This is a genomic window from Pseudomonas sp. NFIX49 (assembly GCF_900115915.1).
In the GTDB taxonomy this organism is placed as follows: domain Bacteria; phylum Pseudomonadota; class Gammaproteobacteria; order Pseudomonadales; family Pseudomonadaceae; genus Aquipseudomonas; species Aquipseudomonas pharyngis.
The window spans coordinates 273586-296626 of sequence record NZ_FOYE01000003.1; the positions used below are offsets into that span (position 1 = coordinate 273586).

The following is a 23041-nucleotide window of genomic DNA, read 5'->3' on the forward strand; positions in this document are numbered from 1 at the left end:
CTTCGATAGAGGGATTAACTCATGCACCCTTTACTGTCCAAAACCGCGACCGTCCTGGTCGTGAGCGCCTTGGCCCAGGGCATTGCCCAGGCCGCTCTGTTCGCCGTCGATCCGGGTCCCTACACACCGGCCAATGGCGGTTTCGCCAGCTGGTATCAGGACAGCCACGGTCGCACCCTGGATCTGTGCCTGTCCAAAGCACTCAGCTCCCGCGTACCGAGCACACCCGGCGCCCCGTCGTACATGTGCTCGCTGCTGCCGACCCCCGGCGTGTTCGATGACGCGCAGCCGATCGTGTTCCCCACCAACTTCCCCGATGAAGCGTTCTGGTTCACCGGCGAAACCACCGTCGTCGATGCAGCACGCGGAATCGACCTGACTTACGTCAGCGCCATCGAAGCCGCGTTCGCCGCCGAAGAACCGGTGGAAGGCGATCAGGTCAGCTTCGCGCGGATCCGCATCCGGGTCGACGTGCCCACCGCCGGCACCTACGTCATCACTCACCCGTACGGCGTCGATGTGTTCACCGTCGATACCCCCGGCCGGCGCGCGATCAACATGACCCGCGACATCGGCATCGGTACCCCGCAAACCTACGACGGCGCGCTCAAGGGTGACATCGGGCCGTTCCTGCGCAGCGTCAACGGGCCGTACACCGAGACCAATCCGCTGACCGGCGCGGCCGAACAGTTTGTTGGCGATCCGAACCTCAACGAAGCCGTGACCGGCAGCCCGTTCAACACCAACTACGTACGCATCGAAGGCCCGGGCGGCATCGACCTGCGCAGCACAACCTTCGCCGTGTCCGGCAAGTTGTCGACAGTGGTGCGGCCAACGCCTCTGATCACCGAGCGCAGCACCTACTCGCGCAAGCCCGGCGAAAGCGCACCAGTGGCCCAACAAGACGTGTTCGTCAAAGCCCCGCCCGCGCCGGGCACCGCCGCCATCACCAGCAGCACGCCCGTGGTGAACATGACAGAAGCCGACAGCACCGGCAGCTGGTACGCGCAATCGGCGGTCAACCCGACCTTGCCGGCCGTGCTGCAAGTGACCGCCGACAACCACCTGGCGATCGCCACCAGTTCGCCGACCACCCTGCCCATGAACCTGACCGACCTGGTGGTGATCCAGCGCGCCGAGTACAGCCTTACTTCCGGGCAATTGACCGTGGTGGCCTCGACCAGTGACGAAACCTCGCCACCGGTGCTCACCGCCACCTCCGGCACCGGCGCCACCATCGGTGCGCTGGGCGGTGATGGCGCGGTGAAAACCCTGGCCACCGGGATCACGCCGATTCCACCGGCCAAGGTTCGGGTGACGTCGTCCAACGGCGGCAGCGATACCGAAGAAGTGGTCATCGTGCAATGAACGCTCACATGCCCAGATCCGCATCAGGAGGCATCATGAACAAGTGGCCACGCTTCGCGCTCAACGCGCTCGGGCTGACAATCTCGCTGACCGGCAGTGCGTTCGCGCAACTGGCCGCCGTCGATCCCGGCCCCTACACCTTCGCCACCGGGAAATTCCCGATGTGGTACCAGGACAACAATCAACTGTCGATGGAGCTTTGCCAGTCGCGCGCCGCCAGTTCGCGGGTGCCGGTCAGCACTCCACCCGCATACATGTGCACCCTGCTGCCGGAACCGGGCGTGTTCGATGACAGCCTGCCGATGGTGTTCCCGGACAACTGGCCGCCGGAAGCTTTCTGGTTCCTGGCGGAAACCGCGATCCCCAACAACGGCGCCGGTTTCGGTGTCGACGCCTACGTCGCAGGCATCGAAGCGGCGTTCGCCTCGGAGAATCCGGTCGATGGCGATCAGCAAAGCTTCGCGCGGATCCGCATCCGGGTGAACGTCCCGGTGGCCGGCACCTACACCATCACCCACCCGTATGGTGTTGAAACCGTCAACGTCACCACACCTGGCCGGCGGGCGATCAACATCACCAGGGACGTCGGCATCGGCGCGCCGGGCAACTTCAGCGGTGCGCTCGACGGCGCCATCGGCCCATTCCTGCGCAGCATCAACGGGCCGTATACCGAAGTGAACCCGGACACCGGCGGCGTCGAAACCTTCGTCGGCGACCCGAATCTCACCGAAGCGGTCACCGGCAGCCCGTTCAACACCAACTTCCTGCGGATCGATGGTCCGTCGGGCGCCGGCTCGATTCAGACCAACCTGTTCACCGTCGCCGGCAAGGTCCTCGACAATCGTCAGCAAACCCAAGTCGCCATCGACCGCGCCACCTATCGCCGTACCTCGGCTGGTGTGCGTGCCGAGGTGTTCGCCAAGGCTGACAGCAGCTCGACCCTGTGCTTCCGCGAAACCGTGGCGCTGCTGCCCGGCCCGCCGCCGACGCCGTGCCAGACCAGTCTGCTGGGTGACAACAACGGGCTGTTCTTCGGCCAGCGCCTGGGCACCGGCACCCTGCCGTCGGTGGTGGTCGTGACCGCCACCAACCCGGCTGGCACGACCCGTCCGACTGCCGTCTCGGCCAAACTCACCGACGTGGTGAAAATCCAGACCGCCCGCTACAGCTGGGCCAGCCACAGCCTGCTGATCGAAGCCACTTCGACCGATGAAGTCGCGGTGCCGGACATGGTCGCGCAAGGTTACGGACGCCTGTCGAAAACCGGCACGCTGCAAAAAATCACCGTGGCCGACCTGACCCAGCCTCCGGCCACCGTCACGGTGAAATCCGCCGCCGGCGGCAGCGATACCGAGCCAGTCGTAGTGGTCGGTGCAGCACCGGACACCGGTGAGAACCAGGCGCCACTGGCCAACGCCGACACCGGCAGCACCAGCTTCGGCGTGCCGATCACCTTCAGCCTGCTGACCAACGACAGCGACCCGGACAACAACGTGCCGCTGACCATCACCGCGTTGACTCAACCGGCCGCCGGCCAAGGCACCGTCGCGCTGAGCGGCACCACCTCGGTGGTCTACACCCCGCCCGCCGTAGTGACGACACCGTTGACCACGAGCTTCACCTACAAGGCGCAAGACAGCAAAGGTCTGGCCTCGGCCAACCCGGCGACCGTGACGGTGACCGTCGCGCCTAACCGGCCACCGACCGCCGTCGCCGACAGCGTCGCCACATTGGGTGTCGCAATCCCGATCAACGTCCTGGCCAACGACACCGATCCGGAAGGCAACACGCCGCTGGGCGTCGCCAGCCTGACCCAACCGCCGGCAGGACGCGGCACGGTCAGCACTGACGGCACGGTGATCACCTACACCCCACCGGCCACCGTGACCACGGCTTTCACCACGACCTTCACCTACATCGCCCGGGACAGCTTCAACGCCCAGTCGACGCCGGCGACCGTCACGGTGCAAGTGTCGCCACGGCCAGCAGCGGAAACCTTCACGATCACCACCTCGACCGTGCAGGCCCGTTCCGGCGGCCGCTTCAACTGGGACTTCGCCGGCACCTCGTCGGTGACCACCGGCAACACCATCACCGTGCAGGTCACCACCCCGACCGGGCTGGTAACGCTGGGCACCACTACGGTACCGGTGACCGGACGCTGGCGGCTGACGCTGAACAACACGCTGGTCGTGCCATCAGCCAACCCGACCGCCACGATCCGCTCGTCCCAGGGCACCGTTCGCACCATCTCGGTGAACACGCTGTGAGTCAACGCCCCGCCTGCTTTCGGGCCGGCGGGGCAACGCTCAACGGTTAACGCCCCACAGGATATTTGCCATGAACACGCCGACCGCCGCCCTGCTTTGCCTGCTCGCCCTGTGCGTCAGTGCGGGCGTGCGCGCCGACGACCTGATGGAAAACGATGACCTGGCGCCCAACAGTGCCGATCTCGGCGAACTGCCGCCCCCCGTGGGCCAGCAAGCCCTGATCGACCAGAACGGCCAGGTCAACCTCGCCCTGCTTTCACAGAACGGTCAGTCGCTGCTGGGCAAGATCGTGCAGTCGGGCAGCAATCAGGAGGCGTACATCCTGCAACAAGGCAGCGACCTGATGGCCCTGATCACGCAAAACGGCTCCGGCAACGCCGCGTCCATCACGCAAACCGGCAGCCACAACCGCGCGCAGATTTCGCAAAACGGCAACAACAACGACGCCAGCATCGAGCAGGCCGGCACGGGGCTGCAAAGCGCCGTGACCCAGTCGGGCAACGGCATGAGCGTTTCGGTCAAGCAATATCGCTAAGCACTGCAATCATCGGAGAGTTCATCATGTTCAAACTGACGCCCCTCACCGCCGCCATCCTGGTCATGATCAGTGCCCAGGCCATGGCCGACGACAGCCTTTCCACCCAGAGCCAGTTCGGTACGGCCAACATCGCTGATGTGAAGCAGACCCAGGCCCCGTTCAGCACCGCGACCCAGACCCAACTCGGCCAGGGCAACAACGCCGCCGCCGTGCAGGACACCGCCACCAGCGTCATTACCCAGGACGCGGTCGGCGACTACAACGCCGGTTACGCCGAACAGCTTTTCGAAGACAACAGCACCATCACCCAACAACAGACCGGTGCCTTCAACACCGCCCACGCCAGCCAGTCCCTCGGTTTCGGCGCCGGCAACCAGGCCCTGCAACAACAGCAAGGCACCGGCAACTTCTCGTTCGTCTACCAGGACTCGCAGAACGGCAGCGAAGGCAAGACCTTCCAGTTCGGCGACAGCAACGAAGCCAACATCGAGCAACTTTACGAAGGCACCGGCAACAGCTCGGTGATCACCCAGTACGGCACCGCCAACTACGGCACCGCCGAACAAGTGCTGCACAACGGTGGCCAGATCGGCATCAACCAGGCCGGCGAAGGCAACTACGCCTACGGCGACCAGCGCAACGGCACCGGCGGCAATATCACCATCAACCAGTTCGGCAACCTCAACGGCACCGAAATCTGGCAAGACTCGCAACTGGCCAGCCAGGCCACCGTCAACCAGTACGGCGACAGCAACGAAACCGTGGTCGACCAAAGCTTCGGCGAAAACAACACCGCCGCCGTCACCCAGGTCGGCAACACCAACGCCATCTATGCCGACCAGTTCGAATCGGTCAACTCGACGCTGGCGCTGTACCAGGTCGGCAACGGCAACGTGCACTTCACCTACCAGAACGGCGACAGCCACACCCTCAACGCCACCTCGGTGGGTAACGACAACAAGGTCTACGCCAGCAACTGGAAAGGCCCGCAACATGGCGGCCAGTTCGGCAGCAGCCAGCGCGCCACCGTCACCCAGGCCGGCAACGGCAACATCGCCAGCTTCAAACAGGACGGCATCGGCCAGGTCATGACCACCCACCAGACCGGCACCGGCAACAAGACCACGGTCAGCCAGGCTGATTCCTACAACGAGCTGTACTTCGATCAGAACGGCAGCGACAACATCCTCATCGCCGACCAGCGCGGCACCACCAACCTGGTTCAGGGCTCGTCGAACGGCTCGGGCAACAGCGCCGAATTCGATCAATCCGGCACCGGCAACCAGGCCTACACCGCGCAGCTGTATGGCAGCGACAACATGATCACCGTGAAACAGGCTGACACCATGAACGTGGCGTATGTGACCCAGGGCGGCACGGGGAACATTGCCAATGTGGATCAGAGCGGGATGACGCAGACCGCGACCATTCAGCAGTTCGGGTCGGCTAACCAGGCGACGGTTTTGCAGCAGTAAGTGTTGGGTATTGGAAAACCGCGATCTTGAGGTCGCGGTTTTTTTTTGCGCTGATGATTGGGTATTGATCGTTCCCACGCTCTGCGTGGGAATGCCTCAAGGGACGCTCCGCGTTCCAACTCGCGAATTTGACGCGGAGCGTCAGGGGCTGCATTCCCGCGCAGAGCGTGGGAACGATCAATCTGGTGCTGCGGTGCAGTCCTTGTTCGACGCCTCAAGTGTCTGGTACCTGCATTGAACCTCTTCCATCAATACCTGTATTTCAGCCATCACTTGCTCATGCGGAATACTTGGACGCGGGTCGTCGATTGACGCTTGGACTTCGGCACGGAACCACCGGTCGTAGCTGGCGGCCTGCTCTTCGCTTTCGAAGTCTGAAACGATTGGGGAGAACAGGGGATCCATGGTGACTCCGGTTTGAATGTGAAAAACGCGACCCATTGCTGGGTCGCGTTTTTTTATTGGGGATGTGCTGGATCAGTCCTTCAGCTCGACGTGATCCAAGGCCTGATTCACGGCCAGTTCACCCAGCATGAGGATCTGCGCGATGCCCAGGGCGGTCTTGCGGTGGGTGGGGTCGAGGGTGGCGGCGAAGTTGTTGAGCATTTCGCTGGCCGAGCCCAGGGATTCGCTGGCGTTGGCGAGCAGGGATTCGGTGTTGTAGGCCGGGTTGGCGAGGTACATCGGGGCCGGTTCGTTGACGCTGCCCATGATGTGGGCGCCGGGGCAGAGGTAATGATCGAGCGCGCGTTCGGCGGCTTCGTGGAGTTTTCTGGAGGTGGTGGAGGTGTATGGGGAGGTTGGGTCGGTTTCGGGGTTGGCTTGGGTTTCGGGTGGGTTGGGTGTTGGTTTGAACATGATGTTTTTCTCTGTTTGAGTAATGAAGCTGGCCCATTCGGTTTCCGGACGAAGGGGTGGCAGCTGTACGCAGGCTGGAAACCCGGGGAACAGAGAAACCCGGACGACCCGAAGGTCCCCACGTACAGCCGCCATAACAAGGAGCACACCAGAGAAGGTGCGCAGCATACGTCATGAATGCCGCCGTTTGTTTCTGTTTTCCCGCGGGTTTCCAGGCCCGATCGCTGAATTGGCAGCGACCGAAACAGGCTAGAGCCCGCGCTTCCGACGGACAACCTGAAAACCTTGTGGGAAGGATCGCTGAAACAGACACAACTTTTAAACATTCGAGAATGGGACGCGGAGCGTCCCGGGCTGCATTCCCACGCGGAGCGTGGGAACGATCAAACAGACACAACTTTAAACGTTCGAGAATGGGACGCGGAGCGTCCCGGGCTGCATTCCCACGCGGAGCGTGGGAACGATCAAAGCAAAAGCAGTCCGCTTTCTGCTTTCTGCTTTCTGCTTTCCGCTTTCCGCTTTCCGCTTCTCACCACTCAACACGATGAGCGTTAGCTCGAGTAAAGCTTTTGACGTGCCGGCCCCTTCGGAAGGCTGAGTGGAGGGATTTATCCGGGGGTGGGAGCGCAGCGACCGTTTGGCGAAGCCAAACACATCGAGAGGAGGTGCAGCGAAGCAAACCGGAGGCGATGCCCCCGGATGAATCCCGGAGCGAAGGAACCCCGAGCCCCAGCGAGGGGCCGAACGCCGGGGCCAAGCCTTTTGCTTACTTTTTGGCGTTTGAAAAAGTGAGCCGCTGTAAGAGCGGAACCGCCAGCGGCAACACCCGAAGAAACGGATATTCACCCAACCCAACAAGAACCTGGTCGGCCCGAAGGCCGCCACGTTCACTCGGCATCCGGATCAATCTTGTTCTGAGTCAGGTACCGATTCAAAACATCATCCTGCGAAGGAGTAGAAGCATCCCCCGCCACCTGCCACAACCGCCGCTCAATCCCCTGCGCCACCATATGCCCCACCGCCGCCTCAATCGCCGACAACACACACAACTGCGCCGGCTCATTGGTCGTATACCCGACCTCAGCCTCAAGCAACTTCTTGAACTCGATAAACTTGAAAATCCCCGCACTGCGCGCCACCGAATAAATCGTCTTGCTGGTCATCACATTCGCCAGCACCTGCCCACTACGCACATCCACCGCACGCAAATTCACCGTCACCTGATCCACCCGATACTCACGGGACAGATCGATCCCCAGATACCGCGCCCCTTCCCCACCGCTGCGCACGTTGGTGTCGTAAGCGATGATCCCGCCCTCGAGCATCATGTTCGCGGCCTGCAACGGTGGCAGCTCACCCTGAATGTTCACCGGCGTATTCGGCTTCTTCTGCGACGCGCGAATGATCTTGCGTTCAGTCAGCAGGTTCTGCAGCCCTTCCCGTTCGAGCACCACAAACCAGCCGCTGGCCTGCATGGCGTCCATCAACATCGACGCCGCGCCCTGGGTGACGCTGGTGGAAAAGGAGCTGGCCGGGGTCGGTTTGTACTGCCCGGTCTGGTCACGGAAGCCGTACACCACCGCCATCAGCCGGCCCTTGGGTCGCGGCATTTTCAGCAAGTCGTAGTAGGTCGAGGCCCTGGGGGTCAGGGTCGGGGTATCGGTGTCCTGCTCGGCCGGCATCGGCTCGCGCAGACTGCACCCTTGTAATGCTGCCAACATCAGCCCTAGCGCAATTATTTTTTTCATGTCCATCGCTCCCCGGAACCGTCATCCCGTCATGGGTTGAGGCCGTTCACCTGAATTTCGGAAACTTCGCCGCTCGCCCGGTCGGTCACTTCAATCGTCAGTGCCCCCGAGTCATCAACGACGTTGACGATAAAAGCGTCGGTGGACAGGCTCCCCGTGTTGCCGGTGGAGATGTTGTCCAGCAGTTGCCCCAGCAGCCGCGACTGCAATTGACTGGTGAAGCGCTCGAGTGCCGAAGTGCCGGCCACCGTCGAGCGCTTCTTGAGGTCCGGATCGTCGTGGTCGTTTTGCGCCTGGGCGTTGTTGAGCAGCCAGGTGCCGTTGAGCGGGTTGCCGCCGAACGACGGGTTGACCGGCGTGTAGACCAGTTCGGTGGCCTGGACGGCAGCGGCGCTGGCAAGCCCGATCAACAACCCCGAGATCCAGAATCCGCTGCGCCGTGAGAACGTTGTCGTGTTCATAGTTCGTCCTTCTCAAGGTCGGTGGTGTCCTGCAACAAGGCTTCCAGCTTGCGCCGGACGACCTCCAGTCGAACCGAGTCGGCGGCCGCGTAGGCCTCGTCCTTCAGTTCCACGGTGTTCGGCGGCAGGAAGCGCCGATACACCAGGCGTTGTTGATACTCGACGGTCACCAGGCTCCCCCAGCGTGCGTCGGGGCGCTCGCGCACCACCAGGTTGAAATCCATGCGGCTGGTGTCGCGCAAGCGCTCGCTGAACGAGTAGTAAAAGTCGTGGCCGATGTGCGAGATCGTGTCGTCGACGATGAAGCCCATCATTTCGTCTTCCTCGCTGGCGCTGGCGAAAGACGCCACGGCCGCGAGGATCAACGCGCACCACACGTGGCGGCTCATGGTTGCAACGCCTGCGGCAGGGCCGACTGGCCTTTGACCGGGGCCCCGTTGCCAGAGCCGGTGCCGTCGAGGAAGGCTTTCTCGGCCACGAACTGCCAGTCCGAATAACGCTGCATGCCTTCGAAATCCGACCACTGCGACGGGAAGTCCGCCTGCTTCAACGGCACCTCGGTGGAGGCACTGTTGATACCGGTGATGCGTCCGTCGAAACCCCGTTGCAGTGCCCATTCGCCGCCGCCGATCGGGTCCGGGTAGAGCTGGCGCAGGTGGTGGCGGGCGTCCGGAAAACGTTCGTCCTGCAGCAGGTCGACCAGTTCTTTCGGGTACTGCGCCAGGCCCGGCGAACTGCGGTAGTAGCTGCGCAGCGCCTGGGCGTACTGGGTGCCGACCCACAGCAGTTGCTTCTCGCGGTCGCGGCGCGACACCGTCGACCACAACTCGCCGGCACTGGCCAGGCCCATGCCCATGATCACGATCAGGAACAGCACGCCCAGGTAGGTGAACCCACCCTGCTCCACGTGCTTACCACTCGGAATACTGGCTGCCATCACGCGCCCTCCCGGTAGCTCCGCTCTTGATGTCGGCGACGCCGCCCGCCACACCGTCCGGCGGTGCGATCAGCACCCATTGGTCATTGCGTTCGGTGATCGGGTCCAGCGGCGCGTTGCGCAGGTAACGCATCTCCACCAGTTGCTCGATGGAATCGGGATAGCGCCCGGTGTCGCCGTAGTAGTGATCCAGCGCCTCGCGCATGGCCGACAGGCTCTGGTGCAACGTGGTCTCTTTGGAGGCCTCGAGGCTGTTGAAGTAGCGCGGCAAGGCGATGGTCATCAGGGTCGCGATGATCGCCATCACCACCATCAGCTCGAGCAAGGTAAACCCCTTTTCCCGGCGCATGAGAATCACCACTCGCGGTAAGCGATGCCGTTGAGGCCATGGCCCCGGGCGAGGGAGTAGACGTCGAACACGTCTTCGCCATCGCGCGGGTTCTGGGCCGAACTGTTGTAGGCCCGCAGGCCCCAACCGCCGTTGTCGTCACGTTTGGCCGGCACCAGCGGATCCCGCGGTATCCGGCGCAGAAAGTAGAACTTCGCACCCTTGGCACTGCGCACGTCGCGCACGCCTTCGACCAGCACTTTCAGGTTCGGCGGATAGCCGCTGCTGTTCAGGGATTTCTCGATGTAGCCGGCATCGAAGGCACGCTTGTAGGCGTCGATGCCATCGCGAATCTGATACAGCGCGGTCCGCAGTTCCTGCTCCTTGCCACGCCGCACCAGAGTCTCGGTCAGCGGTGCGGCCATGCCGGCCAGCAGGCCGATCAGGGCCAGCGTCACCACGACTTCGATCAAGGTAAAACCGCGTTGGGAGGCGTTCATGATCAAGGCTTCTCGACGGTTACACGGGTGGTGGCCACGGCCGCTTCACCGACTGCACGAGGCTGCGCGGCAGGCGCTGGCATGGTGTAGTTCTGCGAACGGTCCGGCGCCTGGATGTGCATGCTGGTTTCGGTGCCGGTGGGGAATTCCATGTCCGACGGGCTCTGGTACGGCAGGTTGCGCACGATCCGTGGGGTGATCGAGAGCACCAGTTCCGATTTGCCGATGGTGTCCTTGTTGCTGCCGAACAGCCGGCCCAGACCGGGGATGTCGCCGAGGCCCGGAATCTTGTTGCCGGTGGCGCCGTGGTCGTTGCGCATCAGGCCGGCAAGGATCTGGGTTTCGCCGTCATGCAGACGCAGCGAAGTCTGGGCGTTGCGGGTGTCGACCTGCACCGGAATCGTCCCCTGGCGGGTCGGCTCCAGCGGCGTGGCGTTACTCACTTCCAGAGCAATCTTGATCGCCACTTCGTTGTTCAGGTGCACGGTCGGTTGCACTTCGAGCTTCAGACCGACGTCGAGGTAGGTGACGCTTTCGGTGATCACCGGGCCCTGAGTCGACGGCACCGAGGTGGCGCTGATGATCGGCACGCGCTGGCCGATGTGGATGCGCGCCTGTTCGCGGTTGCTGACGCGGATCACCGGGCTGGCCAGGGTGTTGATGTCGTTGTCCTGGGCATTGATCTTGGCTTGCGGCGACGGCGAGATCGAAATCCGGCTGGAGTTGATGCCCTTCAGTTGATCAAGAATGGTCACCGCCGAACCGTCGCTGTTGACCACGCCGAAAGTGTTCGGCCATTGCAGGCCGAGGTCGAGAATGCGCTGGGTGGCGACTTCCATCACTTCCACTTCCAGCACCACTTCGGGGTTGGACTGGTCTTGCGATTGCAGGAGTTTTTCGGCCATGCGCACGGCGTCTTCGGTGTCGCGCATGGTCAGGGTGTTCAGGCGTTCGTCGACGAACACGTCGCGGGTCTTGAGCATGGTCTTGATCATGTTCAGCGCGGTGTTGGCGTCGATGCTGGTCAGGTAGAAGGTGCGCATCACCAGTTCTTGGTAATCCTTCAGCTTCTGCGGCGAGTCCGGAAAGATCAGCAAGGTGTTTTCGTTCACCACTTTCTGGTGTAGCTGGTTCTGTTGCAGCAGCAGTTGCACGGCGTCTTCGATGCGCACGTCACGCACGAAGATCGTGGCTTTCATGTCCGGACGCAGGTCCTTGTCGAAGATGAAATTCAGGCCGGCAACCTGCGACAGCACTTCGAAAATGGTCTTGAGGTTGGCGTCGCGAAACTCCAGGGTCACCGGGCGATCAAGCCGGGTGCGCAGTTGCGGGTACTGGATGACGTTGCGGCTCTGCACCAGACGGATGTTGCCTTGCAGCTCCAGCGCGCCGTCGTTTTTCGGGTCGAGTTCGAGGATCTGTTTGACTTGGCGGTCGGCGCCGTAGATGTCGCCCCGGCGCAGGTCGCCACGGGCCAGCTCCAGTTTCTCATCCATGCTGCGCAGGTAGTCGAGCTGGCGCAGGGCATCCTGGGCGCGGCGGTTGTTCGGCTCGATGGTCAGCACCCGGCTGTAGGCGGTGCGGGCCGAGGCGAAATCGCGGCGGGCGCGGTCGGTGTCGCCGGAGGTCAGCAGCGCGGTGATGGCCTTGGCCCGACCGCTGTTGAGCAGCAGGTGCAGCTCGGTGTCGCGCGGATTTTCCCGCAAGCCTTCCTCGATCCGGGCCAGGCCCGCCTCGTACTGCCCCTGATCGATCAGGTCGGCGGCTTCCTTGTTGGCGACCTGCGCGGAACTGCACGCGGCCAGCCCGGCACACAGGCCGAGGCTCATCAGCAAACGGGATCTGTTCATTGCGTACTCCCCACAGACAAGGTCTGCGACAAATGCAAAGGCAGGTAGACCAGGCTCAGTTCCACATCGGAAATCGCCGCAATCTTCCAGGTGTCGTCGATCACATCCCCGCTGCGCACGACGTAGATTTTCTCGCCGTCCTGCAAGAACACCTGCAGGTCGCTGCGGTCATGCAGCCTGCCGACGAACTGAAACGGCACCGGTGGCAGGCTCGGGGCTTGCACCACCGGGGTCGGGTTGATCGCTTGTTCGGTGACCGTCGCCAGGGTCGGCGCGGCCTTCCAGGATTTGCTCGCAAACAGGTCGCCGGCCGGGCTCAGGTCCTTGATCGGCGCCGCATTCGCCTTGGCGCTGCTGGCGGGCAAGGCGCCACGGGCGCTGGCTTTGGCCGGGCTGGCCACGGCGACTTCGGTCGAATCCGCTTCGTCGCTCGGCAAGAAATATTCCGGCAACCAGGCCAGCGCCGCCGCCACGCCGAAGAACGCCACCCAGCCGGTTATGCGTTTGCTGTCCATCACGACCTCGACAGGTAGAGGGTCATACGGATCCGGCCGCTGAGGTCGGTGTCGGCAATCTTCTTGCGTTGAAACTCGACGTCTTCCACCACCACCGCCGGCAACTGGCCGAGCAAGGCGTGCAGGAAACGGCGCAGTTGCGGGTAGCTGCCGCGCACCGGCAACAGGATCTGGTAGCGCGCCAGATGGGTCTTGGGATCGACGCCGAGAGCGTATTCGCCGCGCGCCAAAGTGATGTGTTCCTGCGCGGCCAGGGCGTAGATGCGGTCGATGGCGACAGTGGCTTGCGGCTGGGCCGGCAGCTTGTTGCGAAAATCATCCAGCTGACGTTGCGGCACCACCGGCGGCGCGATGCTGCCGTCCTCGACCTTGGCCAGGTATTCGGTGGCTTCCCGGGTTTGCTGGCTGAGTTGTTGCAGCGATTGCCAGCCCGGCAGCAAACCGCCGAGTGCCCAAGCCAGCGTGACCAGCAGCAGTGCCAGACCGGCCAGGCCCGGAACGCCGAGGCCTTGCAGGTATTCGTGAACGATCAGTCTAGGGATTCGCATCGCCTATCTCCCAGGTCGCCGACAGGTTGAATTGCACCGGTTGCTCCGGCGATTTGACGACGATTTCATGGCTCAGCAGCGACACGTCGGACAGCTCGTCACTGGCCTCCAGCCGTTTGTGGAAATCCAGCATCGCTTGCAGATCCCGTGCTTCGGCGCTGATCCGCACCTGGCCCTTGCGGGCATCCGGGGTCAGGGTCAGCAAGGCAATGTCGTCGCGCGGCATGGCTTCGAGCATGGCGAACAGGCGTTCCCAGGGGCGGCGCAGTTGCTGCGAGACCTTGCGCATTTCAGCAAGGTTCTGCGCCTGCTCGCGGGTTTCCGCCGGGCTCAGCGTTGTCTTGCTGCCGCTGTCGCCGGTGAGCTGGCGCTGGGTGTGTTGCAAGTGACCTTGTTGTTGCTCGGCCTGATCGCCGAGGTGCTGCTGCACGCCGAAGCACACCAGCGCGAGCAATACACCGCCGCCGAGCAGGCTCCAGCCCAACGGGCCGGAACGCGGACGAGGCTGGAAGTCGAGGTTCAAGGCGCGCATGTCAGGCCACCGCCCGGGACATGACGTACAAGGCGTCACGCACGGTCATCGAGTTGTCTTCGAGGGTGCGCAGGTGCACCCCCGCCACCTCCGGTTGCGCATCGAGGCGCGCCGGAGCGTGCAGATAAACGTTGAAGGCGCGTTCGCTGGTGGAGGCTTGCAGTTGCCGTTCGCGACCGATCAGCGCGCTGAGTGCCGCGTCGCTGTCGCTGCCGCCCACCGAACGCACCGACGACCAGCGCCCTTCCCTTGCCAGCAGCAACACGCTGCGTTGCGGCTCGGCGACGATGAACAGGAAGTCACCGGCGTCGAGGCTTTTGTCGAAACGGTTGAACGCGGTCATCAGGTACGGCTGCACCGAACGCAGACGCAGGCCGCGACCGCTTACCAGCGTGCGCAGGCGTTCCAGCAAATCCTGCGGCAAGGCACTGGCGATGCGGTCATACCCTGCCGGCTCAGCCGACAGCACCAGGCTCCACGGTTGGGTCGGTGCGCCGAACAGGTCTTCGAAGCACAGTTGGGCGAAGCCGCGCAGTTCGTCAGGGCTGCTGATCTGCTCGCTCCACGGCACCAGGCAGAAACGGCTGAAGTGGCCGGAGATGACCACGCTCAGCTCGGCGCCGGCACGGGTGTGTTCGCCGAGCAGACGGTCGAGGGTGTCCAGCGCCACCGCGTAGCTCTGGAAGCCTTCGTCGATGTAGCCGACGCTGCCCAGCCACAGGGTGTCGCTGCCCCGGCGCTGGCCGAGGCCGACACCGCTGGCGCCGAGCACGGCGATAAATTGATCACGCGATAAAAGTGACACGATTGATCTCCTCCAGCGTGGTCCGACCGTGCTCCACCAGCTCCAGCGCCGATTCGCGCAAGAGGCGCAAACCACGGGCGCAGGCCAGGGCTTTGATCTGAGTGATGGGTTGGCGCTCGACGATCATCTGGCGCAGTTCGTCGTCCAGGTGCAGCAGCTCGGCAATCGCCGTGCGGCCGCGATAGCCGCTGCCCCGGCAGTGACCGCAGCCCTTGCCGTGGACGAAGTGGTAGTGATCGACTTTCTGTGGGTCGAGGCCCGAAGCGCGCAGCTCTTCATCGCTCGGGTTGACCGGCGTGCTGCAACTGCTGCACACCAGCCGGATCAGACGTTGGGCAAGAATCGCGTTGAGCGCCGAGACCAGGCTGTAGGGGTCGATTTCCATTTGGGTAAAACGACCGATCACGTCGAACACGTTGTTGGCGTGGATGGTGGTGAATACGAGGTGACCGGTGAGCGCCGATTGCACGGCGATCTGCGCGGTGTCCGGGTCGCGGATCTCGCCGACCATGATCTTGTCCGGGTCGTGACGCAGGATCGAGCGCAGGCCACGGGCGAAGGTCAGGCCTTTTTTCTCGTTGACCGGAATTTGCAGCACGCCCGGCAGCTGATATTCCACCGGGTCTTCGATGGTGATGATCTTGTCCACGCCGTGGTTGATCTCGGTGATCATCGCGTACAGCGTGGTGGTCTTGCCGCTGCCGGTGGGGCCGGTCACCAGCACCATGCCGTAGGGTTCGGCAGCCAGGCGGCGCAGTTGGCGCAGGGTTTCGTCTTCAAAGCCCAGCGCTTGCAGTTGCACGCCGCAGACCTTGTCGGCCAGGTCCTGTTTGTCCAGCACCCGCAGCACCGCGTCTTCGCCGAAGATGCTCGGCATGATCGACACCCGGAAGTCGATCTGCCGGCCGCTGATGCCGATCTTGAAGCGACCGTCCTGAGGCACGCGTTTTTCGCCGATGTCCAGTTCGGCCATGACCTTGACCCGCGAGATCACCTGCTCGGCGAACTCGCTGCCCTGGATCTTGCCGATGTTGTTCAGCACGCCGTCGATCCGGTACTTGATCACCAGGCCCTGGCCGGTGGTGCCGAGGTGGATATCGCTGGCGTGCATTTTCAGCGCGTCGTACAGGGTCGAGTTGACCAGTTTCACCACCACGCTCGAGTCTTCGCTGATGCTGGTCAGCGACAGGCTTTGCAGGGTGTCGGTCTCGCTGCCGGCGTCGGCCTGGGCGTTGAGCGATTCGACGGCGTGGAAGCTTTCTTCGTGGCGGGCCAGATATGCCTTGAGGTCGTCGGCATGCACCAGGTACAGCGGCGCGCCGTGCAGGCATTCGTCGATCCAGGCCAGACGCGAGGTGTCGAAGGGGTCGGCGAACACGCCAATGACTTCGTCGTTGTGGCGCAGCAGGATAAATTCACGTTTGAGGCATTGCGCGAGGGTGACCCGGTCGAACACCGGGGTCGCCAGAAACAGCGTGTCGGTGTCGAGCACCGGGTAATGCAGGGTGGCGCCGAGGCTGGCAATGAACGGCATCGGCGCCAGTTCGCAGAGCACGGCCAGTGCATCGAGCACCCGTTCCCCGGAAGTGGTAGCCCGTGCCCGGGCCTGGGCCAGTTGCTCACTGGAAAAGCGTGGCGGGGTCTGTGCCTCCTGTGGAGGATTGACCGACAGCGGTTCGACGACAACGGACAGACGATCCATGGCTTGCTCTCCAACACCCGGGGCTTGAGGCCCTGACGGCGCGGGAGGCGAATTCGGCGAGTACCGGAACGTCTATCGCGCCATTACTCCCCGGTGAGCATTTGATCGTCGTCCGGTGCCATGACCTCCGACCTGTTTCGTCGGCGGTCCGCCAGCACCCAACTGCCATCGTACAACTGCAACGGGAAGCTCTCGGTCCTGCTCTGGCGTCGTTCGACAAAGCCTTCGGATGGGCTCGCACCGGGTTTCGCTTCGCGCTGGATCCCCAGAAGGTCGCAGACAGCTCGGGCCAGTTCCGCCAAGGGAAACGGTTTGAACAGGATGTGGCTGACCCCCAGTTGCCGCGCCCGCTCACAGACTTCAGCGGTCGGGTGACCCGTTATCAGCACGAAATGACACGTCCTGTTCTGGCGGACCGCGTCGAGCACCTCGAACCCTTCCATATCGGGCAAGCGGTAATCGAACACCAGCACGTCGGGGGCGAAAGTCTCGGCCAGGCCGATTCCCTCTGCGCCGTCATGTGCAATCCGGACTTCCAGCCCTTGCGCCGACAGATAATCCTGAAGGTTCTGTGCAAGCAGCTGTTCGTCTTCGACAACCAGTACTTTGTTAACCAAGGTGGACTCCCTGAAACCTCAAGTGCCGGCAATTGAAATTCAATGACCCGAACCTGCTGGAGTGCGCCTCACAAGAGGTAACGCACACTTCATGCCAGGCTGAATGCCGGTAATTTTTTGTCTTCATGTCCTTGAATTGAATGGAAATGCCCGCTCGTCCCGGTACCCCGTTCCCCAGAAACGGGGAAGCACCTGAATGGGCATCGAAGCCATTCCCCACTATTGGGGGGGAACCTTCAGTCGTCGTCAATTCGTTCGATCCTGTTCTCTGCCCGTAACTGCGCGAGCACCTGACGACGAGCCTGGGTCTGTTGCTGTCGGGCGAGGTACGCCCTGACTGTTTCCAGCCCTTGCTCCTCTGGGACATCGGCCGCCTCCTTGTGGTTCTCGACAAAGATCAAATGCCAGCCGAACGGTGTGCGCACCGCTTCGCTGACTTCACCAGGCTTGAGGGCAAACGCTGCCGTTTCGAAGGCCGGCACCATCTGCCCACGGGCGAAATACCCCAGGTCCCCGCCCTGGCTGGCGGTGACATCTTCCGATCCCGATTGCGCGACGCTAGCAAAGGTTTGCCCCCCTGCGATAGCGGCATGCATCTGCATCAAGCGTAGTCGTGCCGCTTCAACCGTGGCGGCATCGGCATCGCCAGCAACCTTGATCAGAATGTGCCGGGCCTGCACCTGCTCCGGCGCGCCCATTTCAGCGCGGTGTTCTGCAAAAAACGCCCGCACGGTCTGTTCATCCGGGGCCTGGACTTGGGTCAGCTCGGCAAACATCCGCTGCGCCGCCAGCTCACGATGGGTGTACTCGGTGAACGAGGCTTCGTCGAAACCGGCGTCCTGCAAACGCTGGAGGAATTTGTCGGTGCCACCGATGGCGGTACGAGTCCGTTCGACCTGGTCGCGCACGGTTTGCTCATCGATCTTCACCCCGCGCTTGCGCGACTCCTGCCAGAGCAATTCCTTGTCGATCAGCGTATCCAGTGCGGCCTGACGCAGTTGTTTGTAGGCCTTGGGGTTTCGGATGCTCGCCACGGCGCGGCCCTGATCTTCCAGGTACTCGGCGAAAAAACGCTCCAGGCGAAACTCGGAAATCGCCTCGCCGTTGACCCGGGCGGCCACCGGTTCATTGTTCGCCATTCCCACCGACAACCAGCCTGTCAGCAGCCAACACAGGGTTTTGAGCTTCATGATCAGGGCCTCCGGTCAGGGCGTGGCAATAATCGGTTTGTAGGGAGCGACCAGATAAAAACGCTGGTCGGGCAAGTCAACGGTGACCACGTGCGCGCCGCTCAGGCCCAATCGTCGCCCGGGGCCGAAGCTCAGGCGCGGGGTCAGGCCGGTGTCGAAGTCATGCAGGCCTTCGAGCGCCGCCACCAGTTTTTCGCGGCTGGCGTCGCGGCCGGCCTGCTTCATGCCTTCGCTGAACAACAGCATCGAGGCGTAGGCGCCGACTTGCAGCACCGCATGCTGGGCGCCGAGGCCTTGATGCTCGCGCAACAGCGTCAGGGCCATGCGCCCGGCCTGGGTCCAGTCGCTGGGCACGAACGGATACGCCAGAAACACCCGCCGGGAAAAACCCTCCGGCACTTGCAGCAGATCCCCCGCCACCTGGCTCGACGCAGCAAACAGGTACGGCACCTGCCCGGCATTCTGCAATCCGGCCGCCAGCCGACTGAAACCTCCGCCGCTACCGAGGTAGAACACTGAGCGCGAGCCCAGCGGCAAGCTGTCCGCCGCCGGGTCGTAGGCCTGCAGATGGACTTTTTCCCAGCCGTGATCCTGTAGATATTGGCCGAGAACCTGTGCCGCCAGTACCTGGGCCGGGTCATCGGGATAGGCAATCAGCGTCGGCCCTTGCAGCACTCGCAAACTGGCGGTGGCGTAATCGGCCAATGCGATCAGTTGCTCACGCAGGCCCGGCAGCGGCTCGAAAATCTGTGGGCTGGCCTGCACCGGGCCGAGCAGCGACATCGCCCCGATCAGCGGCACGCCGGACTGTTCCAGACGCGGCGCCAGTTCGCTGTCCAGCGCCGGGGCCAGCGGCGCGATCAGGGCAAAGACTTGCTCTTCCTCGATCAGCCGTTGCAGGGCCTGTTCGGCGCTGGCGCGATCCGGGCCGGGATCGGCCACGGTCAGGCGCAACTGCCGGCCGTGAATGCCACCGGCCTGATTGATCCGCGCCACGCTTCCGTTGAGCACCGCCGCGATGGTTGCGCCCTCCTCGGCCAGCGGCCCCTGGCTGGGCAGCAAGGTGCCCAAGTGCAAGGTCTGGTCATCGAGCCCCGGATCGCGGTCATCGGCCAGACGCTTGAGGTACGCGGTGAGGTTGCGCTGATCCTTCATCGACAGCAGGAAGCGCGGCATGCTCGGGTCGAGGCGATTGTTGCCGGGGTCGCGACCCTGCTGGATCACCCGCGCCAGACTGCTGTCGGTGTAGGCCGGGTAGTTGCGGCCGTTGATCTGTTGCTGGCCATGAATGCTGGTCAGCCGCGACCAGTTGAGTTCCGGCGGACGCACCCCTCCCTCGGGCCGGCCGAGGCCGTCGGCACCGTGGCAGTTGGCACACGGCAGGCTGGTGGCCGGCAGCAACACATCCGCCGCGCCGACCCGCGCCATGATCGGCTCGCCGCTGGCGGACAGGCCTTCGCGGTACAGGCGCTTGCCGGCGCTTTCTTCATCGGTCAGCGGTAACGCGGCCGCGCCGAGGCTGACGCCAGCGAGCAGGATCAGGGCGAGGACGCGGCCGAGGCTCATGGCGCGGACTCAGCGGCCGGCCACGGGCATTGTCAGCAACTGCAAGCGCTGGGCAATGGCGGCGGCCGGGGCGTCGGGACGGATTTTGCTCCAGCGTTTGTTGGCCACATCGCCGACGATCAACTGGGTCGAGTGCTGCTCGGGCGTCGGCACGATCTGGCCGATGCGGCCCAGCACCAGCTCCATCTGCGCCTTGTCGCCGGTGAGGAAAAGCCAGTGAGGGTCATCGGCGCCCTGCTTCAAGGTGTAAGCCTTGAGCACCGCCGGCGTGTCGCGCAGCGGATCACTGGTAAGGGAAATAAAGGTGATGCCGTCGGCCTTGTCGCCCAGCAGCTGGCGGACTTCCTTGAGCTTGCGGGTGATCAGCGGGCAGGCGTCATTGCAGCTGGTGAAAATCACGTTGAGCAGCACCACGCGGTTGTGCAGCGCATCGCTGTAGAAACGCTGGACGTCGCCGTTCTGATCCAGCAACGGGGTGTCGGTGAACCAGGTTTTCGCATCATGGGTGCCTTTGGCCGGTGCGGGCGCAGCGCTGGTCGTTGTCGTTGCTGGTGCCGGTGCCGGTTGCTCGTGGCCTTCGTGAGCCAGGGCCATGGCGCTGAAAATCCAGAAACACACCGTCAGGGTGATCCAGTCCAGGGTTCTCATGGCTGTTGCTCCATGGCAATCGCGGTGTGTTTGGCGTGGGTGCGCAGGCCGCTGAGTTTCTCGACTTCCCTGGCCAGCAGTGCCGGGTCGGTGAAGCCGTAATAGCGCGTCCAGTGGCGACTGTTGCCGTCACCGACGAGGATCAGCGGCTGGTGATTCTTGAAGTCGCCGCTGAAACTGCCGAGGCCCTTGAGGGTGGCGGTGATCGATTGCGGCGAACCGGTGAGCCAGCTCCAGCCCGGGCCTTTCTGGAAGGTGCGGGCGTAATCCTGCAGACGTTTCGGGTCGTCGCGCTGCGGGTCGATGCTGATCGACACCAGTTGTACTTCCGCGCCGACCCGGGCACCGAGCTGTTTCTGCACCTTGCCCATGATCGACGAGACCACCGGGCAGACCGTGGTGCAACTGGTGTAGATGAAACTCATGACCACGATCTTGTTGTGCACCAGATCCTGCTCCAGGTGCACGGTCTTGCCGTTCTGGTCGAGCAGCGGCACGTCGGCGAACTTGACCTGGGCGTGTTCCTGGCTGTTGGCGGCCGGTGCGGTGTGGCCGGCATGCTCGTCCGCCGAGTGGGCGCTGGCCTGCTGGATACCGACGGCCAACAGGCACAGGGTCAGCAGGCCACGGGATGCAAATCGGTTCATGGTCGTTTCCTCGTCACTGAGTCTGGCCGGGCAGCACCCGGACACTGGCAAAGGTCTTGTCGTCGAAACCGGCGCCCAGCGATGCCGCGCGCACGTGCAGGTACCAGGCGCCGCTGCGATCGAGGGTCACCGGCGCTTCGTATACGCCGTCGGCGACTTCCAGCGCCGCCACTTCGCGGGGCCGGGAAGTCGGGGCGAGGAAGTAGCGCAACTGCACGTCGGTCACGCCGCTGCGCTGGATTTTCTGTTTGCCCTGGACGATGCGAAAGCGCACCACGTAGGGGTCGTTGAGGGCCACGGCGGTCTTGTCCAGCAGGAACTCGACTTTTGCCGCGCCCAGGTGTTTTTCCGGAGCGCCGTCGGACGCCACCTGGGCGCTGAAGCAATGAATGATGTTCGGCTGGTTGAGCAGGAACGCCACGTCGAAGCGCCCCGCCGCCGGCAGCTTGACCCGGGCGCTGTAGAGCCCCGGCGAGACTTCGCGCAGGCTGCGGTCGATCACCAGCGCCGCGCGGGCGATTTGCCCCCGATTGGGGTAACCGGACATCGGCGCGTTCATGCCTTCGGCGTAGAAATAGGTGGTGTTGTCGACCGGGTTGACCACAAACACCGCGTTGTCATCGCGCGATACCGCGAGGCTCGACGCCAGCGGCAGGTCCCCGGCCAGCCGTGGCGGCTGCGGCCCGGCCTCGAAACCCTGGGTAATCGGCTGACGCCCTTCGCCCAGCGAAGACAGGTTGATCATGGTGACTTTCGGCGAGGCCAGTCCACGCACGTAGGCATAGGCCTGGGTGAACACCACTTGATAGGGTTCGGCCGAGACTTCCAGATCATGGATCGCCGAATCGTTGGCCGCGTCGATCACCGTGGCACGATTCTCCACCGTGTTCAGCACCACGCCAAAACGGCCGTCGGCGCTGAAGCCCATCGGGCCGAGGCCCTGTTGCAGCTTGATCACCCGGCGGACGGCGCGGCTGTTGCTGTCGATCACGGTGACGGTGCCGTCCTTGCCATCGGCCACGTACACCGCGCCGGACAGCGGCGAGTACGCCACCGACAACGGGCTGGAGCCGGTCTTGACCTGTTGCAGCAGGCTCAGGCTGGCAATGTCGATAACGCTGAGGGTGCCGTCGTCGCGGTTGCTGACGAAGGCGAAACGGCTGTCCTTGCTGAAACTTATTTCGTGGTGGCCGCGACCGGTCGCCAGGTGTTTCAGCGGTTTGAGGCTCTGGGTGTCGATCACCGTGACCCCGGACTCTTCAGCCTTGCTCGCGTTGTTGCCGACCCACAGCAGACGCTCGTCCGGTTGCAGCGCAACCCGCACCGGTTGGCTGCCGGCGGCCACCGAGTCGATGACCTTGAATTGCTCGCTGTCGATCACCGCCACTTCCCCCGCCGTCGGCATCGACACGAAGACCTTTTTGTTGTCCTTGGGCGTGACCCAGTCCATCGGCGATTGCTTGAGTTCGATCCGCGCCAAAGTGCTGGTGATACCGCCGACCGAGACTGACGGATCCACCACCGAAACGCTGGCATCGCGGTTCATCACCAGCAGGAAATAGCTGTTGAGGTCGAGCAGCGGCCGCGCGCCGATATTGGACTTGAGGAACGTGCCGACCCGCGACTTGCAGCTCTGGTCACGGCCCTGGGCCTGGTCAGCGGCAAGGACTTGCGGATCAATCCACGCCCCCGGCGCCACACCGGACAACGGCTGGCCGGACGCACCGTCGGTGACGCGAAACTGCACGTCGGCAAACTCGCCCTCACGCAGCTGGCCGTCGCTGGCCAGCGGCTTCAGATCGAAGGCGATCGACACGCCGTCGCGGGTCAGCACCTGGCCTGCGCCGGTTTGCGCCAGGGCAATCTCGCTCAGCGTGAGCAGCGCGCCGGCCATCGCCAGCAGGCAGACGCCGATGATGTTGATGATCCTGTTCATGT

The 23041-nt window shown here is 63.5% G+C and carries 24 protein-coding genes; 4 read left to right on the forward strand and 20 right to left on the reverse strand.

The window, feature by feature from the left end; translation table 11 throughout:
- The first annotated feature begins 21 nt into the window (after nt 1–21).
- The 4 genes from BMZ46_RS09470 to BMZ46_RS09485 all read left to right on the forward strand — a co-directional run bounded on the left by BMZ46_RS09470 (nt 22) and on the right by BMZ46_RS09485 (nt 5651).
- A complete protein-coding gene (locus tag BMZ46_RS09470) occupies nt 22–1368 on the forward strand; it encodes a hypothetical protein (RefSeq protein ID WP_064595181.1) in 1347 nt (448 codons plus the stop codon).
- A gap of 35 nt (nt 1369–1403) precedes the next feature.
- Nucleotides 1404–3638: an Ig-like domain-containing protein gene (locus BMZ46_RS09475; protein ID WP_074687739.1), complete on the forward strand. Its 2235-nt coding sequence runs from the start codon at nt 1404–1406 to the stop codon at nt 3636–3638.
- Nucleotides 3639–3708: 70 nt separating this feature from the next.
- A complete protein-coding gene (locus BMZ46_RS09480; protein ID WP_007956150.1) occupies nt 3709–4173 on the forward strand; it encodes a curlin in 465 nt (154 codons plus the stop codon).
- A 26-nt stretch (nt 4174–4199) separates the two neighbouring features.
- Entirely contained in the window at nt 4200–5651 is a 1452-nt protein-coding gene (locus BMZ46_RS09485; RefSeq protein ID WP_039767720.1) for a curlin, read from the forward strand.
- Between the two features lie 177 nt (nt 5652–5828).
- Here BMZ46_RS09485 and BMZ46_RS09495 read toward each other — a convergent pair whose 3' ends face one another.
- The 20 genes from BMZ46_RS09495 to BMZ46_RS09590 form a co-directional block, all read right to left on the reverse strand.
- Nucleotides 5829–6056, reverse strand: coding sequence for a type II toxin-antitoxin system RelB family antitoxin (locus BMZ46_RS09495; protein WP_074687737.1), 228 nt, complete (start codon nt 6054–6056; stop codon nt 5829–5831).
- A 72-nt stretch (nt 6057–6128) separates the two neighbouring features.
- On the reverse strand, nt 6129–6509 hold the full coding sequence (locus tag BMZ46_RS09500; RefSeq protein ID WP_074687736.1) for a DUF6124 family protein: 381 nt from the start codon (nt 6507–6509) through the stop codon (nt 6129–6131).
- An 887-nt stretch (nt 6510–7396) separates the two neighbouring features.
- A complete protein-coding gene (locus BMZ46_RS09505) occupies nt 7397–8257 on the reverse strand; it encodes a CsgG/HfaB family protein (protein ID WP_064378912.1) in 861 nt (286 codons plus the stop codon).
- A 29-nt stretch (nt 8258–8286) separates the two neighbouring features.
- Nucleotides 8287–8718 carry a curli assembly protein CsgF gene (locus BMZ46_RS09510; RefSeq protein ID WP_007956141.1) on the reverse strand — a complete coding sequence of 144 codons (432 nt, stop codon included), beginning with the start codon at nt 8716–8718 and terminating at the stop codon, nt 8287–8289.
- The gene (gene csgE, locus BMZ46_RS09515; protein WP_064378911.1) at nt 8715–9107 is read right to left on the reverse strand and encodes a curli production assembly/transport protein CsgE; all 393 of its coding nucleotides are present in this window, start codon (nt 9105–9107) and stop codon (nt 8715–8717) included. The genes BMZ46_RS09510 and csgE overlap by 4 nt, the downstream gene beginning before the upstream one ends.
- A complete protein-coding gene (locus BMZ46_RS09520) occupies nt 9104–9655 on the reverse strand; it encodes a type II secretion system protein (protein WP_074687735.1) in 552 nt (183 codons plus the stop codon). Before BMZ46_RS09520 ends, csgE begins: the two co-directional genes overlap by 4 nt.
- The gene (locus tag BMZ46_RS09525; RefSeq protein WP_011333435.1) at nt 9630–10004 is read right to left on the reverse strand and encodes a type II secretion system protein; all 375 of its coding nucleotides are present in this window, start codon (nt 10002–10004) and stop codon (nt 9630–9632) included. Before BMZ46_RS09525 ends, BMZ46_RS09520 begins: the two co-directional genes overlap by 26 nt.
- 5 nt (nt 10005–10009) lie before the next feature.
- On the reverse strand, nt 10010–10483 hold the full coding sequence (locus BMZ46_RS09530; RefSeq protein ID WP_039769040.1) for a type II secretion system protein: 474 nt from the start codon (nt 10481–10483) through the stop codon (nt 10010–10012).
- 2 nt (nt 10484–10485) lie between these two features.
- Nucleotides 10486–12333 carry a secretin N-terminal domain-containing protein gene (locus BMZ46_RS09535; RefSeq protein ID WP_039769039.1) on the reverse strand — a complete coding sequence of 616 codons (1848 nt, stop codon included), beginning with the start codon at nt 12331–12333 and terminating at the stop codon, nt 10486–10488.
- A complete protein-coding gene (locus BMZ46_RS09540) occupies nt 12330–12848 on the reverse strand; it encodes a hypothetical protein (protein ID WP_074687734.1) in 519 nt (172 codons plus the stop codon). The genes BMZ46_RS09535 and BMZ46_RS09540 overlap by 4 nt, the downstream gene beginning before the upstream one ends.
- On the reverse strand, nt 12848–13396 hold the full coding sequence (locus tag BMZ46_RS09545; protein WP_074687733.1) for a GspMb/PilO family protein: 549 nt from the start codon (nt 13394–13396) through the stop codon (nt 12848–12850). The genes BMZ46_RS09540 and BMZ46_RS09545 overlap by 1 nt, the downstream gene beginning before the upstream one ends.
- Nucleotides 13383–13928, reverse strand: a complete 546-nt coding sequence (locus BMZ46_RS09550) for a PilN domain-containing protein (RefSeq protein ID WP_007956129.1) — start codon at nt 13926–13928, stop codon at nt 13383–13385. The genes BMZ46_RS09545 and BMZ46_RS09550 overlap by 14 nt, the downstream gene beginning before the upstream one ends.
- Nucleotide 13929: 1 nt before the next feature.
- Nucleotides 13930–14733: a hypothetical protein gene (locus BMZ46_RS09555; RefSeq protein WP_074687732.1), complete on the reverse strand. Its 804-nt coding sequence runs from the start codon at nt 14731–14733 to the stop codon at nt 13930–13932.
- Nucleotides 14714–16435 (reverse strand): GspE/PulE family protein, encoded by a 1722-nt coding sequence (locus tag BMZ46_RS09560; protein WP_011333429.1) that lies wholly within the window; start codon nt 16433–16435, stop codon nt 14714–14716. Before BMZ46_RS09560 ends, BMZ46_RS09555 begins: the two co-directional genes overlap by 20 nt.
- 83 nt (nt 16436–16518) lie before the next feature.
- Nucleotides 16519–17052 (reverse strand): response regulator, encoded by a 534-nt coding sequence (locus BMZ46_RS09565; RefSeq protein ID WP_039769033.1) that lies wholly within the window; start codon nt 17050–17052, stop codon nt 16519–16521.
- A 236-nt stretch (nt 17053–17288) separates the two neighbouring features.
- Nucleotides 17289–18242: a peptidylprolyl isomerase gene (locus tag BMZ46_RS09570; protein WP_074687731.1), complete on the reverse strand. Its 954-nt coding sequence runs from the start codon at nt 18240–18242 to the stop codon at nt 17289–17291.
- 15 nt (nt 18243–18257) lie between these two features.
- Nucleotides 18258–19808 carry an ABC transporter substrate-binding protein gene (locus BMZ46_RS09575; RefSeq protein WP_074687730.1) on the reverse strand — a complete coding sequence of 517 codons (1551 nt, stop codon included), beginning with the start codon at nt 19806–19808 and terminating at the stop codon, nt 18258–18260.
- Nucleotides 19809–19817: 9 nt separating this feature from the next.
- Nucleotides 19818–20456, reverse strand: a complete 639-nt coding sequence (locus BMZ46_RS09580) for an SCO family protein (protein WP_074687729.1) — start codon at nt 20454–20456, stop codon at nt 19818–19820.
- Entirely contained in the window at nt 20453–21103 is a 651-nt protein-coding gene (locus tag BMZ46_RS09585) for an SCO family protein (RefSeq protein ID WP_074687728.1), read from the reverse strand. Before BMZ46_RS09585 ends, BMZ46_RS09580 begins: the two co-directional genes overlap by 4 nt.
- Before the next feature lie 13 nt (nt 21104–21116).
- Nucleotides 21117–23039 (reverse strand): YncE family protein, encoded by a 1923-nt coding sequence (locus BMZ46_RS09590; protein WP_074687727.1) that lies wholly within the window; start codon nt 23037–23039, stop codon nt 21117–21119.
- Nucleotides 23040–23041: the final 2 nt, after the last annotated feature.

Excerpts from the sequence above, each read along its gene's own strand:
- BMZ46_RS09510 (WP_007956141.1), bottom strand. The coding sequence starts at position 8,718 with ATGAACACGACAACGTTCTCACGGCGCAGCGGATTCTGGATCTCGGGG.
- BMZ46_RS09560 (WP_011333429.1), bottom strand. The coding sequence starts at position 16,435 with ATGGATCGTCTGTCCGTTGTCGTCGAACCGCTGTCGGTCAATCCTCCA.
- BMZ46_RS09535 (WP_039769039.1), bottom strand. The coding sequence starts at position 12,333 with ATGAACAGATCCCGTTTGCTGATGAGCCTCGGCCTGTGTGCCGGGCTG.
- BMZ46_RS09505 (WP_064378912.1), bottom strand. The coding sequence starts at position 8,257 with ATGAAAAAAATAATTGCGCTAGGGCTGATGTTGGCAGCATTACAAGGG.
- BMZ46_RS09485 (WP_039767720.1), top strand. The coding sequence starts at position 4,200 with ATGTTCAAACTGACGCCCCTCACCGCCGCCATCCTGGTCATGATCAGT.
- BMZ46_RS09525 (WP_011333435.1), bottom strand. The coding sequence starts at position 10,004 with ATGCGCCGGGAAAAGGGGTTTACCTTGCTCGAGCTGATGGTGGTGATG.
- BMZ46_RS09575 (WP_074687730.1), bottom strand. The coding sequence starts at position 19,808 with ATGAGCCTCGGCCGCGTCCTCGCCCTGATCCTGCTCGCTGGCGTCAGC.
- BMZ46_RS09545 (WP_074687733.1), bottom strand. The coding sequence starts at position 13,396 with ATGCGAATCCCTAGACTGATCGTTCACGAATACCTGCAAGGCCTCGGC.
- BMZ46_RS09475 (WP_074687739.1), top strand. The coding sequence starts at position 1,404 with ATGAACAAGTGGCCACGCTTCGCGCTCAACGCGCTCGGGCTGACAATC.
- BMZ46_RS09590 (WP_074687727.1), bottom strand. The coding sequence starts at position 23,039 with ATGAACAGGATCATCAACATCATCGGCGTCTGCCTGCTGGCGATGGCC.
- BMZ46_RS09500 (WP_074687736.1), bottom strand. The coding sequence starts at position 6,509 with ATGTTCAAACCAACACCCAACCCACCCGAAACCCAAGCCAACCCCGAA.
- BMZ46_RS09550 (WP_007956129.1), bottom strand. The coding sequence starts at position 13,928 with ATGCGCGCCTTGAACCTCGACTTCCAGCCTCGTCCGCGTTCCGGCCCG.
- BMZ46_RS09585 (WP_074687728.1), bottom strand. The coding sequence starts at position 21,103 with ATGAACCGATTTGCATCCCGTGGCCTGCTGACCCTGTGCCTGTTGGCC.
- BMZ46_RS09520 (WP_074687735.1), bottom strand. The coding sequence starts at position 9,655 with ATGGCAGCCAGTATTCCGAGTGGTAAGCACGTGGAGCAGGGTGGGTTC.
- BMZ46_RS09580 (WP_074687729.1), bottom strand. The coding sequence starts at position 20,456 with ATGAGAACCCTGGACTGGATCACCCTGACGGTGTGTTTCTGGATTTTC.
- BMZ46_RS09495 (WP_074687737.1), bottom strand. The coding sequence starts at position 6,056 with ATGGATCCCCTGTTCTCCCCAATCGTTTCAGACTTCGAAAGCGAAGAG.
- BMZ46_RS09540 (WP_074687734.1), bottom strand. The coding sequence starts at position 12,848 with ATGGACAGCAAACGCATAACCGGCTGGGTGGCGTTCTTCGGCGTGGCG.
- BMZ46_RS09470 (WP_064595181.1), top strand. The coding sequence starts at position 22 with ATGCACCCTTTACTGTCCAAAACCGCGACCGTCCTGGTCGTGAGCGCC.
- BMZ46_RS09530 (WP_039769040.1), bottom strand. The coding sequence starts at position 10,483 with ATGAACGCCTCCCAACGCGGTTTTACCTTGATCGAAGTCGTGGTGACG.
- BMZ46_RS09480 (WP_007956150.1), top strand. The coding sequence starts at position 3,709 with ATGAACACGCCGACCGCCGCCCTGCTTTGCCTGCTCGCCCTGTGCGTC.
- BMZ46_RS09570 (WP_074687731.1), bottom strand. The coding sequence starts at position 18,242 with ATGAAGCTCAAAACCCTGTGTTGGCTGCTGACAGGCTGGTTGTCGGTG.
- csgE (WP_064378911.1), bottom strand. The coding sequence starts at position 9,107 with ATGAGCCGCCACGTGTGGTGCGCGTTGATCCTCGCGGCCGTGGCGTCT.